Origin of the sequence: Celeribacter persicus, from assembly GCF_003050785.1 — a bacterium.
GTDB lineage: Bacteria > Pseudomonadota > Alphaproteobacteria > Rhodobacterales > Rhodobacteraceae > Celeribacter > Celeribacter persicus.
The window spans coordinates 1-13,720 of record NZ_QAOH01000038.1; the positions used below are offsets into that span (position 1 = coordinate 1).

Here is a 13,720-nt window from a genome sequence, read left to right on the forward strand (position 1 = left end):
GAGGCGGCCTTCAGCAGCGCGCTGCGCGGGCCCTGGACGCAGTTCACGGGGCTCTTCGAGGAGCTTCTGGACCGGCTTCCGCGCCGCCATGAAGCTTCCGAACAGCTTGCTCGACTGCTGGGCTGGTTCAGGGAGCTTCAGGAGCGCGTTGAGGAAGCCTACCTCGAGGCAACAGATGCTGCCCAGCCTGCGGAAAACACCCCTGAAACCAGGGAACAAGCGCATGAGAAGACTCAAGAAATGAACCCCAGGGAGGTCATTTCTGACCCTCATATACTAATTACAAACCAACTTAATCCTGTAATTCGTAATTCCTCAGAAAATGAGGAAGTCGAGGCCGTGGTCCCTAATGTTTCACCCGAAGAGCAGGCTGATAGGGAGTTGGAAGAATGGGTGGCAAAGGTGCGCAAGTCACGAACGGCGCTGGATTTGGCCACTGTCATGCAGGCATGTCCCGAATTCGCATCCTGGGCCCATAATATGGGTGGCTTCCTGAAGGACTGGAGCGATCTGCACCGAGTTGCGGGCCAGCTCAGGCCAATGATCGGGATCTCTGAACACGCCTGGAATGTGGCGCAAGACCGAATGGGTAAACAAGTCGCCACCGCTGCTTTTGCGTTGGTGTTTGAAAAGCACAGCGCAGGAGAAGTTGCGTCTCCAGGGGGGTATCTGCGTGGTATGGTTGAAAAAGCCTGCGCGGGAGAATTGTATCTCGAGCGGAGCTTCTATGGCAGGCTGAGTGGGCAGGCCGTATGACATGTTGATTGACGAGGGGTATTGGCATATATTGCCAACAGAGGAGATGCGATAGATGGTTACGCGCAATGTTGTTTTAACAGATACCCAAGATCAGCTGGTGCAGGCTTTGGTGGCGTCCGGACGTTATCAGAACGTCAGCGAGGCGATGCGTGCGGGGCTTCGACTGCTGGAGCAGGAAGAAGCTCAACGCGCTGTTATCCAACGGGGACTGTTCGAGGGATTGGCACAGGCAAAGGCGGGTGAGTTTGCCGAAGGCAGCGGAGAAGACGCAATCCGGCGCGCCTTTCGACAAGCGCGCGCATCTTCATGAGCCGATCCTTTCGGTTGACACACCGCGCGGAGACCAGCCTGATCGAGATTGCGAAATGGACGATCGAAAAATTCGGGCTCAAACAGGCGGAACTCTATGAGAGCGAGGTACTGTCTCGTTGTCAGGCAATCCTGAACGGTCAGGCTCACAGCCGAAGCTGCGCGGGTCTTGTGGATGACGCGGTCGATCTGCGGTTCGCTAGGGCAGGGGAGCATTTTCTGGTGTTTCTGGATCGGCCCGACGAACTCATCATCGTCGATATCCTGCATTCTCGCAGTGATCTTTCGCGGCATGTCGCCGCGTTGGCGGCTCTTAGAAATGTCGAACTATAGCCCCGCAGCTTTGGTCAGGTTGACCCGGAAGCGATCCCGCCGACGCTGATATCGGCGTGTCATTTCGGCGGAGGTATGCCCCAGCTGTTTCTGGACATAGCGCTCGTCGACGTCCGCCGAACTGGCGAGACCGGCACGCAGCGAGTGACCAGAGAACAGAGCCAGGCGCTCTTTCTCGGGCAGATCGGATCGTATGCCGGCGTCCAGCACTGTGCGCTTGATCAGGCGTGCGACATGCTTGTCGTTGAGCCGTGTATTGAGGGCGCGTTTGCCATCGCGTGAGGTGCCGACAAAGATCGGGCCGACATCAATCTTCGCGAAATGCAGCCATTGCTCCACTGCATGAACGGGGCAAGTCTGCTCGGAGGACCCTCGTCCGATTTCTACCTCGCGCCAGCCGGTCTTGGCGTTCAGCGTCAGGAGCGCACCCTCGTCAAAAACTTCAATCCAGCCGCGGCCGTCCTCCGTGTCGTCCTTGTGCACATCGAGGCTGACGATTTCGGAACGGCGCAGGCCGCCGGTGTAACCCAAAAGTAAGATCGCCCGATCCCTTAGCCCACGCAGATCGAAGGGCAGCATGGCCACCATCGCCAAGATGTCCGTGGCCATTATCGCTTCCTTTTGCATCGGCGGACGCGCATGCTTGCGCTTGATCCCGGACAGGACCGTCGCGATGTGGCGGTTCTTGCGATCAAGCACCAAACCGCGCTGCGCATAGTTCCAGACGAGACCGGACAGGCGGCGGTCGATGGTTGAGACCGAGAGGGCAGGGGACTTGCCGGACCCTGATGCCAGATCGGCAAGGTAAAGCCCGATCATCTCCGGCGACGGTGGCAGCGGCTCGGCGCCCTTCATCCGGCACCAGCGGGTAAAATGCGCCCAGTCCTTCGCATAAGCTTTCAATGTGTTGTCCGATGCTGCGGCCCGGGCATAGTCTCGGGCCGTGTCCACCAGCCGATCCAGCGTGCCGGAGCCTGCAACATGGGAGGGCAGGGCGATGCCATCGCTTTCGTCTTGATCCCGCTCGTCGACGCGAGCATCAGCCAGCTTACCAGAAGGCGCTGACGTCGATTTCTCGGTCTCTGAGGGCATTTTTTCACTGAATCCGGCAATGACATTGAACTGTTTCCCAGCATATCTTTTTGCGTCCGATAATGCAAACTTATTGGACATAATTAAGATCCACAAGTAGGGGCGGTTTTTACATCATATTGTGGACGAAAGCGCCGCCAAGATGTAGACTTTCGGCATGACATTTGCCCGATCAGATCACATCAGCGACCTCGATACGCTACCCCGAATGCCCACCTGGGTCACCTTCGCACGTGCTGAAACCCCTGAAGATGTCGCGTTTTTGTCGGGCGCGGCGCTGAACCACCTGCATGTTTTTCTGGGGCGCGAGGAGGTGCCCCAAGCCTTGTTGCGGGATCGGCTCGCGCTGCGTGCGGCCGAGGCTTGTATGGCGTTTTCTGGGAGATCTGAGAGGACAAAGCAGCTGCGTGACGCCGTGCACTTTCTGCGCCCTGGCGATCTGCCCGGCCCGGCCGGGGAAACTTACCTTGCCTGGCGGTACGCAGCGAAACGGTCAATTTCGATCAAGTCGCTTGCTCGGGCCTTGCCGACCTTCGAGCCGGGCCAGATCACGACGTGGCTCGATGCGGGGACAGGGGCGCCGGTGACCCGTGCCGCAATGGTGCTGGAGGTAGCGGTGAAGGAGGCCCCGCGTGCGGACGTGTCGGCGCTGATCCTGGCGGAGGCAACCCTGGCGCAGGCGCTTGGTTGGGATCATCTTGTGCCGTTGCTGGCCGCAGGCGTGAAACGCGCGGACCTGCGCAAGCGGGACGATGACCTTCGTTTCGCCTGTCATCGCGCGCTTATTTCTTCGACGATCGAAGCGCTGCGGCAAGCTGCCGATCTTGCGCGGCGGGCCGCGCATCTGAAAGCCGTCGCGCCAAAGCTGCGGGCCAAAGGGGCTGTCGAGGCAGTCGAGATGTTTCTGACCCGCGATGCGGTCGCACCCTCGGTGCTACCCCTACCGGACCGTGCTGCGCGGCGGCTCTGCGACCGGCTGGTCGACCTCGGTGCTGTCCGGGAACTGACCGGGCGCGACACGTTCCGGCTTTACGGGGTGTAGCGATGGCGAAGGACAGATCGGAATCGGAGCTTGACCGTGAGTTGGCTGACCTACCGCCTGAACTGCGTTGGCGGGAATGGATGCGTCGGATCGAGGCGGTCCTCTTTGCCTCGGCGACGCCAGTGCCGCGCGACGACCTGGCCAGCGTGGTGGGGCAGAGGGCCTCGGTCGATCTTCTGGTAGAGGACCTTGCTGCCGATCTGGAGGGGCGGGCCTTCGAGATCGCCCAGGTCGCTGGCGGCTGGATGTTCCGGACGCGGGCTACCTATGCGCCCGCGATCCGGGCGGCGGCGGATGTCGCGGATCAATTGCTGGATTTCAGCGAGTTCGACGTCGCGGTCTTGGCCGCGATCGCTTACCACCAGCCGATCACGCGCGACAGGCTGAAGGACATCTTCGGCAAAGAGATCAGCCGTGATCTCATCGGTCGGCTACATGCGCGCGGGCTGATCGGGACAGGGCCAAGGTCTCCCCGGCGAGGGGCGCCCTATACTTTTGTCACGACCGAGCAGTTCCTAGTCGCGTTCGGGTTGGAGAGCCTGCATGACCTGCCCGACAGAGAGCAGTTGGAGGACGCAGGTCTGGATGGCGAAGCATCAAAAGTCGACTTTTGGTAATCCGTTATCGGTACCTGACAATGCCGCCTATTTTATAAGCTGCTTAGCTCAGCCCAACAAGGACGCGCAACAGGTCGGATCGTCGGAGCATTCCGACGAACTGCTCCCCGTCAAGAACGGGGAAAACACGATGCGGATGGTTGAGAAAGGCTTCTGCAGCGGTGGCGATATCTGCAGTTGCGGAAAGCGTCATCACGTCGACCGTCATGAAATCCGCAACCGTGCCTTTCCATTCCTGATAATAACTTGCGTTCAGGGCGGGCCGAAAACAGTCTTTCTGGCTCAGAATGCCTTGCAGCACACCGCCTTCATCCAGGACGGCCCCCGCCGCACCGCGCTCCTCGATCAGCAAAGCTACAGCGCGCCGAATGGGCATCTCGGGCGTCAGCACAGGAAGATCATCGCGCACAATATCTCTAAGGGTCTGCACAGGGCTCATGTTTGCTCCTCCGCGTGTTTGTGCGGGCAACCTTCACAGGCGACATCTTTGAGACAGGCCATGCCGCCACAAGAGCCCTTGACCGGACCGCGCCCGAACAGAGAGCCGAGAGCGAGCCCTCCGACCGCAAAGAGAATGATGAGAAGGCCGAGGACGAGTTCCATATCTTCTCCCTTATAGCATATGGCGATCGAAATCGCCTGTGGTGGTCGCGGAAAGACCGGTGTCCATTGCGAACAGGAACAGGGCCGAAAGCCCATTTTGACGCGCCACGTCAGGCCCCTGATCCGCGGCGGCCACCAAAGCGGTGGCCCAACCGTCTGCGATCATCGCGTCTGGCGCCAACACTGAGACCGACACAGCCCCGCCCGCCACAGGTCTGGCCCGGTGCGGATCTATGATGTGGCTGTAAATATGATCGCCCAAGCTATAGCTTTGCGCCCGCAGACCCGATGTTGCGACCGAGAAGCCGGACGGCAGACGCAGTCCTGCGACGGGGCTTAGCGCTCCGATCCGCGGATCCTCGACAGCAACGTGCCACGCTCTCCCCGACGGGTGCTGTCCGCGACTTTTCAACTCGCCGCCCAAATCGATCAGGACGTCTCGAAGACCGGCCTCCATGAAATAGCTGTCCACCAGATCAAGCGCGCGTCCCTTCGCAATCCCGCACAGGTCAATCGTCAATCCCGAAATGTCCTTGCGCAACTGATCGCCATCTGTCGCGAGGGCTGTCCATGCCCCGGATACGCCAGTAATCCGGCCAAATCCCCATTGCGACACCAAGGGGCCAACCGTGGGGTCGAACCGGCCACCGCTCTCGCGCGCGATTTTCAATGCGGCACGCGTCACAAAGGCCGTTTCCCCGGACACACGGCAGGCATCGGCAGTTCGGTTGAACCGAGACACATCACTGTCCTGACGCCACGGCGACATCTGGGCATCCACTTTGGCCAAAATTCGGTCGATGGCCGCACGATGCGGCTCAAGCGGCACATCAGAGGGCGCGGTCACGCGCCAATGGCTCGCGAAGGCGCGGCCCTCCATGCTGTGCGTCGGAGCAAGACTGTTTGCCTCCGCCACGCCCGCATAAAGCGTCGCGCCGCTGAGGGCGATCATCTGACGGCGGGTAAAATCACGGCGCATGGTTCAACCTCCGAAGTCATCATTATAGATGGACTCTGGTTCGACGCCCAGTTTGGCGAGCGTGTTCAGGACCGCCGAGATCATGACCGGCGGACCGCAGAGATAATATTCGCAATTCTCTGGCGCGGGATGCTTGGACAGAGCCGCCCGCACGGTATCGTGGATAAATCCGGTTTCCCCGCGCCACCGGTCCCCCGGCGCCGGGTCCGACAGTGCCGGGGTCCATGCAAAATTGGGGTGTTCCCTAGCAATCGCCTCGAATTCCTCGACATAGAACAGGTCCGCCGCTGAGCGCGCACCATAGAAATATCGCATCTTGCGGGTCGTTCCTTTGCCGATCTGCTCGTGGATCATGGCCCGCAGAGGCGCCATGCCAACGCCGCCTCCGATAAAGACCATATCACGCTCTGTCGGTTGAACGTGGAACTCACCGAAGGGACCGGATGCGGCCACTTCGGCCCCCGGCTTCAGGGAGAAAAGCCACGACGAGACCACTCCCGGCGCGATGTCATGTTCTTTGCCAGCAGGTGGAACGGCGAGGCGGATATTGAACACAGCCTGCCCGACATTGGCTGGCGTGTTGGCGATGGAATAGGCGCGCGTGACGGGCTGGTCTGACGAGGCTTGCATCGTTGGCCAATCGGCCAAGTCCCATGTCTGCGAAAAGGCCGGCTCTACGTCGATGTCCGCGAAGTCGAGCCGGTAGGCCGGCGCGGTCAACTGCATAAAGCCGCCTGCCCTGAACGCAAACGGCTGCTCTGGCGGAAGTTCGAGAACCAATTCCCGGATCAGCGGCGCCAGCTGTCTGTTCGACACAACGCGGCAGGTAAACCCAGTCGCTCCGAGGAACTCTTGCGGCACCGTGACACGGCACGGCCCACGCAGAGTTGTTTGACAAGCCAGTCTGACATGGGCCTTGCGCTCTGCCGCAGACAATATGCCTTTTTCCGTCGCGATCGCGGCGCCAGCCCCCTCCCCGTCGACAACGACGCGGCACAACCCACAGGTGCCAGAACCGCCGCAGGCCGCAGGGATGCCAATGCCCGAGCGGTGCAGAACGCCCAAAAGCTTTTCCCCGCGCGCAACATCGAGTTTTTCAGTGTCGTTGACCGTGATCTGAAGCGCTTCGGCTGGAACAAGCTTTTGCCGCGTCAAAAGCAAGACGACGGTCAGGGCGATGATCAGCCCAACGATGATGAAGACACCAAGAACAATCTCCGTCATGACGCCACCATCTGGGCAAAGGCAGAAAAGCCGAGAGACATCATGCCGGCAAGGAGGAACGTGATGCCCAAACCGCGCAGCGCTTCAGGGACATGCGAATAGGCCAACCGCGCGCGGATCGCTCCGAGCATGACGACAGAGGTGGCAAAACCCGTTCCCGACCCAAGGCCGAACACAGCAGACTCGACGAGTGTAAAGCTACGCTCCACCATGAACAGGCTTCCGGCAAGGATGGCACATTGGACCGTCAGCAGAGGCAGAAAGACCCCAAAAGAGGAATAGATCGCAGGGAAAAAGCGGTCCAACACCATCTCCAGCAACTGAACCGTGGCCGCAATGACGCCGATAAAGGCGATCAGTTTGAGGTAAGACAAATCCGTCTCCGGCAACCCTGCCCAAGCCCATGCCCACGGCGCCAGAAGTGCCGAGTAGATCAGTTGATTGAGCGGCACTGTCACACCCATGACAGCGACGACCGCAATCCCGAGCCCCACAGCCGAGCCGGTTTTTCTGGACAGGGCGATAAAGGTGCAGAGGCCAAGGAACAGCGTGAGGGGCATATTCTCCACAAAGGCTGCACTCAGGAAGATAGACACCAGATCACTCATGACAGGTCCTCCGGCTTGTCCGGTGACAACAACTCAAGGGTCTCGGTCTGATCCGGCAAGAGCGTGCGAAGGATCCAAACCAATCCGCCCAAAAGAAAGAATGCCGATGGCGCCAAGAGCATTAGGCTCAGAGGAGTAAACCACCCGCCCTGGTCGACGGTCTGAAATACCTGCAACCCGAGAAGAGATCCGGCGCCAAAGAGTTCGCGCACGGAGCCAATCACAACCAGAACGAGGGAGTAACCGAGCCCATTGCCCAACGCATCCACCATGGACCGTCCCGGTGGATTATGACGGGAAAACGACTCGGTGCGCCCGAGCACAAGACAGTTCGTGGTGATCAGGCTGACAAAGACCGAAAGCTTTTGACTGATTTCAAAAAGATAGGCCTGAAGAATTTGATCGATCACGATCACAAGCGAGGCCACGATCACGATCTGGACGATCAGGCGAATTGAGCCCGGGATATGGTGGCGGATCAGGCTAATTAGACCGGCAGACATGACCAAGACCGCAGTCAGTGCTGCCGACATGGTCAAGGCCGTCGCAACAGAGGTCGTCACCGCCAAAGCTGAGCAAATCCCGAGAATCTGAAGTGTCACCGGGTTTTGGTGAACCAGAGGATCAGTGAGAGTGCTCCAAAGGCTTGCGCGGGCGGGCATGGCTCAAAACTCCCCGCGCTGGATGGCGTCGATCAGAGGGCCATAGCCATCGGGACCAAGCCAAAAGCGCATAATGCGCGTGACGGCGCTTGAGGTGCGCGTCGCCCCCGTGATGCCGTCCACCTCGAACTCACTGCTCGCACGGCCTTTGGCGACCGCAAAGCGGACTGCACCGCTTGCGTCCGCGATCTCTTTTCCGCGCCATTGGGACAGCCACGCAGGTTCTTCGATACGCCCCCCCAGGCCGGGCGTTTCGGATTGGCCCAAAACGGCCAGTCCAGCGATGGTGTTCATATCCCCCCTGAGCGCGAGAATTGCATCAATCGGCCCGACGTAGCCGGCACCGCTGATCGGCAGCAGCGCAAGAGAAATTTCACCATCGGCGCCACGCAGGAAATAGACCTGCGCATAGTTCGGACGTTGTCCGAGGCCAGCAATGTCCTGCCCCTCGGACAATCCCGTCCAATTCGCATTGTCCTCCAGCGCGACAGAGAGTGTCGCGGGCGTGACCCCGGTCGCCGCCTTCGCTTCGGTGAGATCGACAACGACTGTGGACAGGGAACCGCCCTCAGCCGCCAAAAGCTCGGACATGCCGGGGATGCCTGCGATCAGCCCCTCCAGACGTGCCTGTTGCTCGGCGGCGCGGTTGGCGGCCTGGATCGGGCGCAAGATGACGGTCGCCCCACTGACCCCGAGGGCGCAGATGGCCGAGACCAGAAACGCCATAACCAAAGTTTTGGTCCGACTTTCATTCGGCAGGGCAAGGAGTTTCCGCCACACGGTGATCGGGTTCATGTCAGCCATGACGTTTTCTCCTTCGTCTTACCCAGAGCGCAAGCGCGGCCTCGTCAAAAAGTGGCGCAAACAAAGACGCCAAAAAGGCGGCTGAGACGGCCATTTGCACGGGCGCAGCCCCTTCCCATTCATACGCGAAGAGGATGACAAATCCTCCATAGGCCGCCCCGTAAAGCCAGCGACCGAGCGAGGTAGAGGCGCCCGCGACAGGATCGGTGACCAGAAGCGCCAGCACCAAAACAGCCGTGGGCAAAATCACAGAGATCGCCGGATCACCGCCGAAATATGCGATCCCCAGTGCCACAAAAGCCGCAAAGATCACGCGCATGGACAGAATTCCGAACATCGCGCCGATCCCCAATGCGGGAAGCGCCGCCCAGATCACAGGCGCGACGAACTCGGGCCACGGCTCAGCGGGAAAGCCAAAGCCAAGGAAGGCGATTGTGACCGTTGCCGGATTGAGCACATTGCGCCCCCAACCTCCAAAAACCAGCTCCGCCGCCACCGTGCCGAAACTGACGCCGAGAGCCAATCGGATCAGGCCCAAATCTTCGGGTGCAAGCATGGCGACTGCGATTGCAGACAGTGCACCTGCAAGGGAGGGCGGCTGGGCCCGTGCCAGCATGAAGACCATATGCCAAAGGCCGGAGATGATCAGGGTGAGGGCGAGCCGTCCGATCGCCTCGACGCCGCCGAACCAAAGCCACGTCAGCACCATCGGCATACTTGCCATGAGCAAGAGCGCCGCGACCATCTCGCGATCCCACATCCCGCGCCTCATGCGACACCTTCCTCTTCTTCGATGCGGTCCAAAATCGCGCGCACCTGAGTCATGAGACGCGGCCGCGCGCCCGTTGCATAATCTGCGAGTGCCAAATCTTCTTCCAAGAGGGACAAACCGCCGAGACGCGTGAACCCCTCCACATCTCCGGACGCCAGAACGCGGACCAATGCAGCAGCGGGAAGCACACCGCCGAACGCGAGATCGAGCGCCGCCGTCGGAATGATCGGCGCACGTCGCGAGACATGGTCGAGCGCCTCGTTGAACCAATGACGGTTATTTGTAGCTGTGTCGCGCGTGAGCACCGTGACCTGCCGGTCCCGAAGCGACAACCAATGCGCTGGCCGCCCGTCGAGAAACGAACCCGACACCACCACGTGCGGTCCGGGGCGCAAAAGGGGTTGGCTCAACCCGCGCAGGTCTGCGCCCGGTTGGCATTGAACGAGTTTCGCCTCTCTAAGCGCGTCGCCCGAACCCGAAATAGAGACCACGCGCGTCGCGGGCACATAGCCCGTTTCCAGAAAAGACCCGATATCCGCGACATCCTCGGCATGAATATCCCAAACCGGGGCCTCGACCCGTGCCGGCATATGGCGATGGATCATCAGGCCCGAAAGTCCGTTGGGGTGCACCTTGCCTGTAATAACGCGGCTGACCCCGGCAGGGAGCGCACCAGTGTAAGAGGATGCCTCCGCCTGACACAGGAAAATGCGCGCTTCAGATAGGCGCGCGAGAGCATCGAGGCCGCGCGAGAACTCCGCTTCGCGGTGCGTCAGTTGCGGCGCTGGATCCGGCGCATCGGGTCGGCTGTCGGTCGCTATCACGAAAATCGCCGCGGGGATTGCGCCCGGTTTCGGAACGCGCCCGAAAGGGCGACTCCGAAACTGGCGCCACAGACCGGACATCTGCAATACCCTGCGCAGCTCGTCCGCATCTGCGCCCGCGAGTGAAACGTCATAGGCATAGCGATCCCCACCAGCCTCATGAAACAGCACCATTTGCGACAGCCGATGCCCCGGGCGAAGCTCGATCTTCGCAACCCGTCCCGCCATCGGGGCCGTCAGATACATGTCCGGCATCGCCCGCAATCGGAGAAGAGGCTGCCCTTGCGCCACGCTCTCTCCGTCGCTGACCAGCGCCTCAACCCGCAGCTCCTCACCGTGAGCTGGCGTGATTGCGGCTTCGTCTGTGATGTGTAGCGCCGGAGCTTCGGGCGTCAGAGACGAACCGACGCGGGGCATAATAAGTCCCGCAGTAAAAATTGAGCCAAACATCTCAACGTCCATTTTCGCGCCAAAATACCAATCAGTTCGACTATTAAGGCGCGAGGTGAATTGCGTGAATCAGTAATTCCAGATAACATAGTCGTGCGCGAAAGTGGAGTATCTTTAGCGGGAGTCTGCTGACCATGTCTTTCAAACGTAAATTCTTTTTTCCAATCCTTCTTGGTTTTTCAATCGCAGCAAAACCGAGTATTTCGGTCGCACAAGAACAGTCTCAAGAACCTGTTCGCGATATAGAAGAGATCGTCGAAGATCTCGAACTCTATGTGATGCCGGACGCCGGTCCATTCCGTCCTGACCAGATCGAGATCAAGAATAAATTGGCGATTGGCGAGTGGGCGCGATCCGGTCACGCTCTGTCGACGGCTGAGGCGTTCACCCATTGGGATGAAGAAGGCGAAGTGCCTGTCGCCTGTGCAACCTGTCACAGCGGGGCCGGATTTAGAGCCTTTTACGGCCTCGATGGAAGCGATGCGGGAACAGTCGAGGCGCCTGTGCCAACCGGCGGGGTGGTCGATTGTGATACATGCCACAATCCAGGGCTGGCTGCGGTCGAAGAGGTCAAGTTCCCAAGCGGCCTGATGCATCCCATCGCACCCGGAGAGGCCTCCTGCCTCACATGCCACCAAGGTCGCGCCTCCGGACTGAACATCTCTGCGTCCGTCGCGGACATGGCGCTGGACGACACGAATGTGGATTTGCGCTTTATCAATCCGCATTACGCTGTCGCGGCGTCGACATGGCTCGGCGGTTATGGCGGTTCTGGGTATCACTACGATGGCAAAGATTATTCGGGCCGGTTCTTCCACGCGCGCCCCGTCGCAACCTGCGTGTCCTGCCACGATCCGCATAGCCTTGAGGTGTCGCAAAATACCTGCATGAGCTGCCATGAAAACGGCGAACCTGACAGCATCCGCCTCTCACGCGTCAGCTATGATGGCAGCGGCAACCTCGACCAAGGGCTCCGTACCGACGTGTCACATAATGCCGAACGGCTGATGGGGTTCATTCAAGACTATGCCGAGACGGTTGCGGGAACTGCAATCCTCTATGACGGGCATCAGTATCCCTATTTCTTCGCTGACGCGAACAACGACGGTCAGATCGATGTCAATGACGGGCGTTCGGTCGCCTACAACGCATGGACACCGCGCCTGCTGAAAGCCGCTTACAACTGGAAGTTCGTGACGACCGACAAAGGGGCCTTTGCCCACAATCCGCACTACGTGTTGGAACTGCTCTACGACTCGAGTGAAGATCTTCTGACAGCCCTTGGTATGGACATCATGGACACCGGGATGATGCGCTAACGGGCATTGTCAGGTTGTTGCCATCGACTTGTCGTTGTAGCGCGATGCCATGTTGAATCTGTCTGATCTTTCGCGCCTTAAAGGTTTCCGTTTCCCACGCTCGGTCATTGGCTACGCGGTTTGGGCGTACCATCGCTTTGCACTCAGTTTGCGTGATGTTGAGGATCTGTTGGCCTCTCGCGGGATCACTGTTTCCTATGAAACTGTGCGTGACTGGGTGGCGCGTTTTGGCACCCAGTTTGCCGCGAAGGTGCGCCGGGATAGACCTCGCCCGGCCGACAAATGGCATCTCGACGAGGTCGTGGTGCCGATCAAGGGCCGCAAGCATTGGCTTTGGCGAGCTGTTGATGCCAATGGTGACGTTCTGGACATTTTGGTCCAAACCCGCCGAAACAAGGCGGCGGCGCTGCGCTTCTTCAGAAAACTGTTCAAGGTTTGGGGTCAACCGCGCGTGATCATCACCGACAAGCTGCGGTCATACGGCGCGGCGAAGGCGGACCTGGCTCCCGGCATCGAACATCGCCAACACAAAGGGCTGAACAATCGTGTCGAGGCTCCACACAGACATACGCGGCGGCGGGAGAAAATCATGGGCCGGTTCAAGTCGCCCGGTCAGGCACAACGGTTCTTGTCGGTCCACGATCAAACCGCCGCTCTGTTTCGCCCTAAACGTCACCGACTTTCAGCCCGTTCCTACCGCCACGCCAGAGCCGATGCCTTCGAAATTTGGGCTGAGTATGCACGCGAGTTGATCGCTTGAAAATTACGCGCAGCCCCGTTCTTGAGTGCCATCAATAATAACCTGACAATGCCTCATGTACCACTGCCGGATTGCAGGGGGATAGTGCCAGGCGATGATTTTGGACCATTGGTCGAACTCGGCCTGGGAGAGGGTTTCCCCGAATCTGTAGGGGCCATGGAAGCCGAAGCTGGCTTGTGGCGAGACGCAGACGTTATTGGCCCCCAGGAACATGGTGCAGCTCGACATGCAGGAACCGCGGCGGATTTCGACTCGTTGCCCAAGCCGGTTGATTTCCTCGATCTCGTTGTAGCGGGCACGGACGCTGCCACCGGGATCCCCGTTGATGACGATCGTAGCGCCGGGTTGCTGTGATTTTGGTCGTGCGGCATGGGCGGGCGTTGCCGCGAGCGTGAGGCAGAGCGCCAGATTGGCCAGAGCTGCGCACAGGTTCAAGGCGCGCGCCGAGGGCGCACGGTCAGTTTGACTGGTGTCGCGTTGCCTTTAAATCTGAGACGCGACGCTTTCGGCATCGAGTTTTGCCCTTAATTGCGAGATTTGGCTGTCATGGGGCCTTTGCTTCT

At 59.8% G+C, this 13,720-nt stretch carries 18 protein-coding genes; 7 read left to right on the forward strand and 11 right to left on the reverse strand.

Going from position 1 to position 13,720, the window contains the following annotated elements:
* The 3 genes from repC to C8N42_RS20060 form a co-directional block, all read left to right on the forward strand.
* On the forward strand, window positions 1-756 hold a 756-nt coding region (gene repC, locus C8N42_RS20050; protein ID WP_245890317.1), incomplete at its 5' end, for a plasmid replication protein RepC.
* A gap of 55 nt (window positions 757-811) precedes the next feature.
* Window positions 812-1,069, forward strand: a complete 258-nt coding sequence (locus C8N42_RS20055; protein WP_107818194.1) for a type II toxin-antitoxin system ParD family antitoxin — start codon at window positions 812-814, stop codon at window positions 1,067-1,069.
* Entirely contained in the window at window positions 1,066-1,401 is a 336-nt protein-coding gene (locus C8N42_RS20060) for a type II toxin-antitoxin system RelE/ParE family toxin (RefSeq protein ID WP_107818195.1), read from the forward strand. Before C8N42_RS20055 ends, C8N42_RS20060 begins: the two co-directional genes overlap by 4 nt.
* Here the strand turns inward: C8N42_RS20060 and C8N42_RS20065 are convergent.
* On the reverse strand, window positions 1,396-2,493 hold the full coding sequence (locus C8N42_RS20065; protein ID WP_107818210.1) for a tyrosine-type recombinase/integrase: 1,098 nt from the start codon (window positions 2,491-2,493) through the stop codon (window positions 1,396-1,398). The genes C8N42_RS20060 and C8N42_RS20065 overlap by 6 nt on opposite strands.
* A 157-nt stretch (window positions 2,494-2,650) precedes the next feature.
* Between C8N42_RS20065 and C8N42_RS20070 the strand changes: the two genes are divergently transcribed.
* Window positions 2,651-3,535 (forward strand): DUF1403 family protein, encoded by an 885-nt coding sequence (locus C8N42_RS20070; RefSeq protein ID WP_107818196.1) that lies wholly within the window; start codon window positions 2,651-2,653, stop codon window positions 3,533-3,535.
* Window positions 3,536-3,537: 2 nt separating this feature from the next.
* The gene (gene scpB, locus C8N42_RS20075; protein WP_107818197.1) at window positions 3,538-4,152 is read left to right on the forward strand and encodes an SMC-Scp complex subunit ScpB; all 615 of its coding nucleotides are present in this window, start codon (window positions 3,538-3,540) and stop codon (window positions 4,150-4,152) included.
* A gap of 43 nt (window positions 4,153-4,195) precedes the next feature.
* Here scpB and C8N42_RS20080 read toward each other — a convergent pair whose 3' ends face one another.
* From C8N42_RS20080 to C8N42_RS20120, 9 genes are read right to left on the reverse strand one after another with little or no spacing between them, the layout of a single operon-like run.
* On the reverse strand, window positions 4,196-4,591 hold the full coding sequence (locus tag C8N42_RS20080) for a CBS domain-containing protein (protein ID WP_107818198.1): 396 nt from the start codon (window positions 4,589-4,591) through the stop codon (window positions 4,196-4,198).
* Complete coding sequence (nqrM, locus tag C8N42_RS20085) at window positions 4,588-4,755, reverse strand: (Na+)-NQR maturation NqrM (RefSeq protein WP_107818199.1); 168 nt, start codon at window positions 4,753-4,755, stop codon at window positions 4,588-4,590. Before nqrM ends, C8N42_RS20080 begins: the two co-directional genes overlap by 4 nt.
* Window positions 4,756-4,765: 10 nt before the next feature.
* Window positions 4,766-5,734, reverse strand: a complete 969-nt coding sequence (locus C8N42_RS20090) for an FAD:protein FMN transferase (RefSeq protein ID WP_107818200.1) — start codon at window positions 5,732-5,734, stop codon at window positions 4,766-4,768.
* Window positions 5,735-5,737: 3 nt separating this feature from the next.
* Complete coding sequence (nqrF, locus tag C8N42_RS20095) at window positions 5,738-6,958, reverse strand: NADH:ubiquinone reductase (Na(+)-transporting) subunit F (protein ID WP_107818201.1); 1,221 nt, start codon at window positions 6,956-6,958, stop codon at window positions 5,738-5,740.
* The gene (nqrE, locus tag C8N42_RS20100; protein WP_107818202.1) at window positions 6,955-7,566 is read right to left on the reverse strand and encodes an NADH:ubiquinone reductase (Na(+)-transporting) subunit E; all 612 of its coding nucleotides are present in this window, start codon (window positions 7,564-7,566) and stop codon (window positions 6,955-6,957) included. The genes nqrF and nqrE overlap by 4 nt, the downstream gene beginning before the upstream one ends.
* Window positions 7,563-8,228, reverse strand: a complete 666-nt coding sequence (locus C8N42_RS20105; protein ID WP_107818203.1) for an NADH:ubiquinone reductase (Na(+)-transporting) subunit D — start codon at window positions 8,226-8,228, stop codon at window positions 7,563-7,565. The genes nqrE and C8N42_RS20105 overlap by 4 nt, the downstream gene beginning before the upstream one ends.
* 3 nt (window positions 8,229-8,231) lie before the next feature.
* Window positions 8,232-9,032 (reverse strand): FMN-binding protein, encoded by an 801-nt coding sequence (locus C8N42_RS20110; protein WP_107818204.1) that lies wholly within the window; start codon window positions 9,030-9,032, stop codon window positions 8,232-8,234.
* Complete coding sequence (locus tag C8N42_RS20115; RefSeq protein ID WP_107818205.1) at window positions 9,025-9,804, reverse strand: RnfABCDGE type electron transport complex subunit D; 780 nt, start codon at window positions 9,802-9,804, stop codon at window positions 9,025-9,027. The genes C8N42_RS20110 and C8N42_RS20115 overlap by 8 nt, the downstream gene beginning before the upstream one ends.
* The gene (locus C8N42_RS20120) at window positions 9,801-11,045 is read right to left on the reverse strand and encodes a biotin/lipoyl-containing protein (RefSeq protein ID WP_211309232.1); all 1,245 of its coding nucleotides are present in this window, start codon (window positions 11,043-11,045) and stop codon (window positions 9,801-9,803) included. The genes C8N42_RS20115 and C8N42_RS20120 overlap by 4 nt, the downstream gene beginning before the upstream one ends.
* Window positions 11,046-11,212: 167 nt before the next feature.
* Between C8N42_RS20120 and C8N42_RS20125 the strand changes: the two genes are divergently transcribed.
* Together C8N42_RS20125 and C8N42_RS20130 are read left to right on the forward strand one after the other, a co-directional pair.
* On the forward strand, window positions 11,213-12,397 hold the full coding sequence (locus C8N42_RS20125) for a cytochrome c3 family protein (RefSeq protein WP_107818207.1): 1,185 nt from the start codon (window positions 11,213-11,215) through the stop codon (window positions 12,395-12,397).
* A gap of 49 nt (window positions 12,398-12,446) precedes the next feature.
* Window positions 12,447-13,157 (forward strand): IS6 family transposase, encoded by a 711-nt coding sequence (locus C8N42_RS20130; protein ID WP_107818208.1) that lies wholly within the window; start codon window positions 12,447-12,449, stop codon window positions 13,155-13,157.
* A 3-nt stretch (window positions 13,158-13,160) separates the two neighbouring features.
* On the opposite strand, the gene C8N42_RS21435 is transcribed toward C8N42_RS20130, so the two are convergent.
* Window positions 13,161-13,592 (reverse strand): hypothetical protein, encoded by a 432-nt coding sequence (locus tag C8N42_RS21435; RefSeq protein ID WP_146168296.1) that lies wholly within the window; start codon window positions 13,590-13,592, stop codon window positions 13,161-13,163.
* Window positions 13,593-13,720 lie beyond the last annotated feature (128 nt).

Bases quoted from the DNA above. Each gene is read 5' to 3' on its own strand.
- C8N42_RS20055 (WP_107818194.1), top strand. From the start codon at position 812: ATGGTTACGCGCAATGTTGTTTTAACAGATACCCAAGATCAGCTGGTG.
- C8N42_RS20060 (WP_107818195.1), top strand. From the start codon at position 1,066: ATGAGCCGATCCTTTCGGTTGACACACCGCGCGGAGACCAGCCTGATC.
- C8N42_RS20065 (WP_107818210.1), bottom strand. From the start codon at position 2,493: ATGCCCTCAGAGACCGAGAAATCGACGTCAGCGCCTTCTGGTAAGCTG.
- C8N42_RS20070 (WP_107818196.1), top strand. From the start codon at position 2,651: ATGACATTTGCCCGATCAGATCACATCAGCGACCTCGATACGCTACCC.
- scpB (WP_107818197.1), top strand. From the start codon at position 3,538: ATGGCGAAGGACAGATCGGAATCGGAGCTTGACCGTGAGTTGGCTGAC.
- C8N42_RS20080 (WP_107818198.1), bottom strand. From the start codon at position 4,591: ATGAGCCCTGTGCAGACCCTTAGAGATATTGTGCGCGATGATCTTCCT.
- nqrM (WP_107818199.1), bottom strand. From the start codon at position 4,755: ATGGAACTCGTCCTCGGCCTTCTCATCATTCTCTTTGCGGTCGGAGGG.
- C8N42_RS20090 (WP_107818200.1), bottom strand. From the start codon at position 5,734: ATGCGCCGTGATTTTACCCGCCGTCAGATGATCGCCCTCAGCGGCGCG.
- nqrF (WP_107818201.1), bottom strand. From the start codon at position 6,958: ATGACGGAGATTGTTCTTGGTGTCTTCATCATCGTTGGGCTGATCATC.
- nqrE (WP_107818202.1), bottom strand. From the start codon at position 7,566: ATGAGTGATCTGGTGTCTATCTTCCTGAGTGCAGCCTTTGTGGAGAAT.
- C8N42_RS20105 (WP_107818203.1), bottom strand. From the start codon at position 8,228: ATGCCCGCCCGCGCAAGCCTTTGGAGCACTCTCACTGATCCTCTGGTT.
- C8N42_RS20110 (WP_107818204.1), bottom strand. From the start codon at position 9,032: ATGGCTGACATGAACCCGATCACCGTGTGGCGGAAACTCCTTGCCCTG.
- C8N42_RS20115 (WP_107818205.1), bottom strand. From the start codon at position 9,804: ATGAGGCGCGGGATGTGGGATCGCGAGATGGTCGCGGCGCTCTTGCTC.
- C8N42_RS20120 (WP_211309232.1), bottom strand. From the start codon at position 11,045: ATGCCCCGCGTCGGTTCGTCTCTGACGCCCGAAGCTCCGGCGCTACAC.
- C8N42_RS20125 (WP_107818207.1), top strand. From the start codon at position 11,213: ATGTCTTTCAAACGTAAATTCTTTTTTCCAATCCTTCTTGGTTTTTCA.
- C8N42_RS20130 (WP_107818208.1), top strand. From the start codon at position 12,447: ATGTTGAATCTGTCTGATCTTTCGCGCCTTAAAGGTTTCCGTTTCCCA.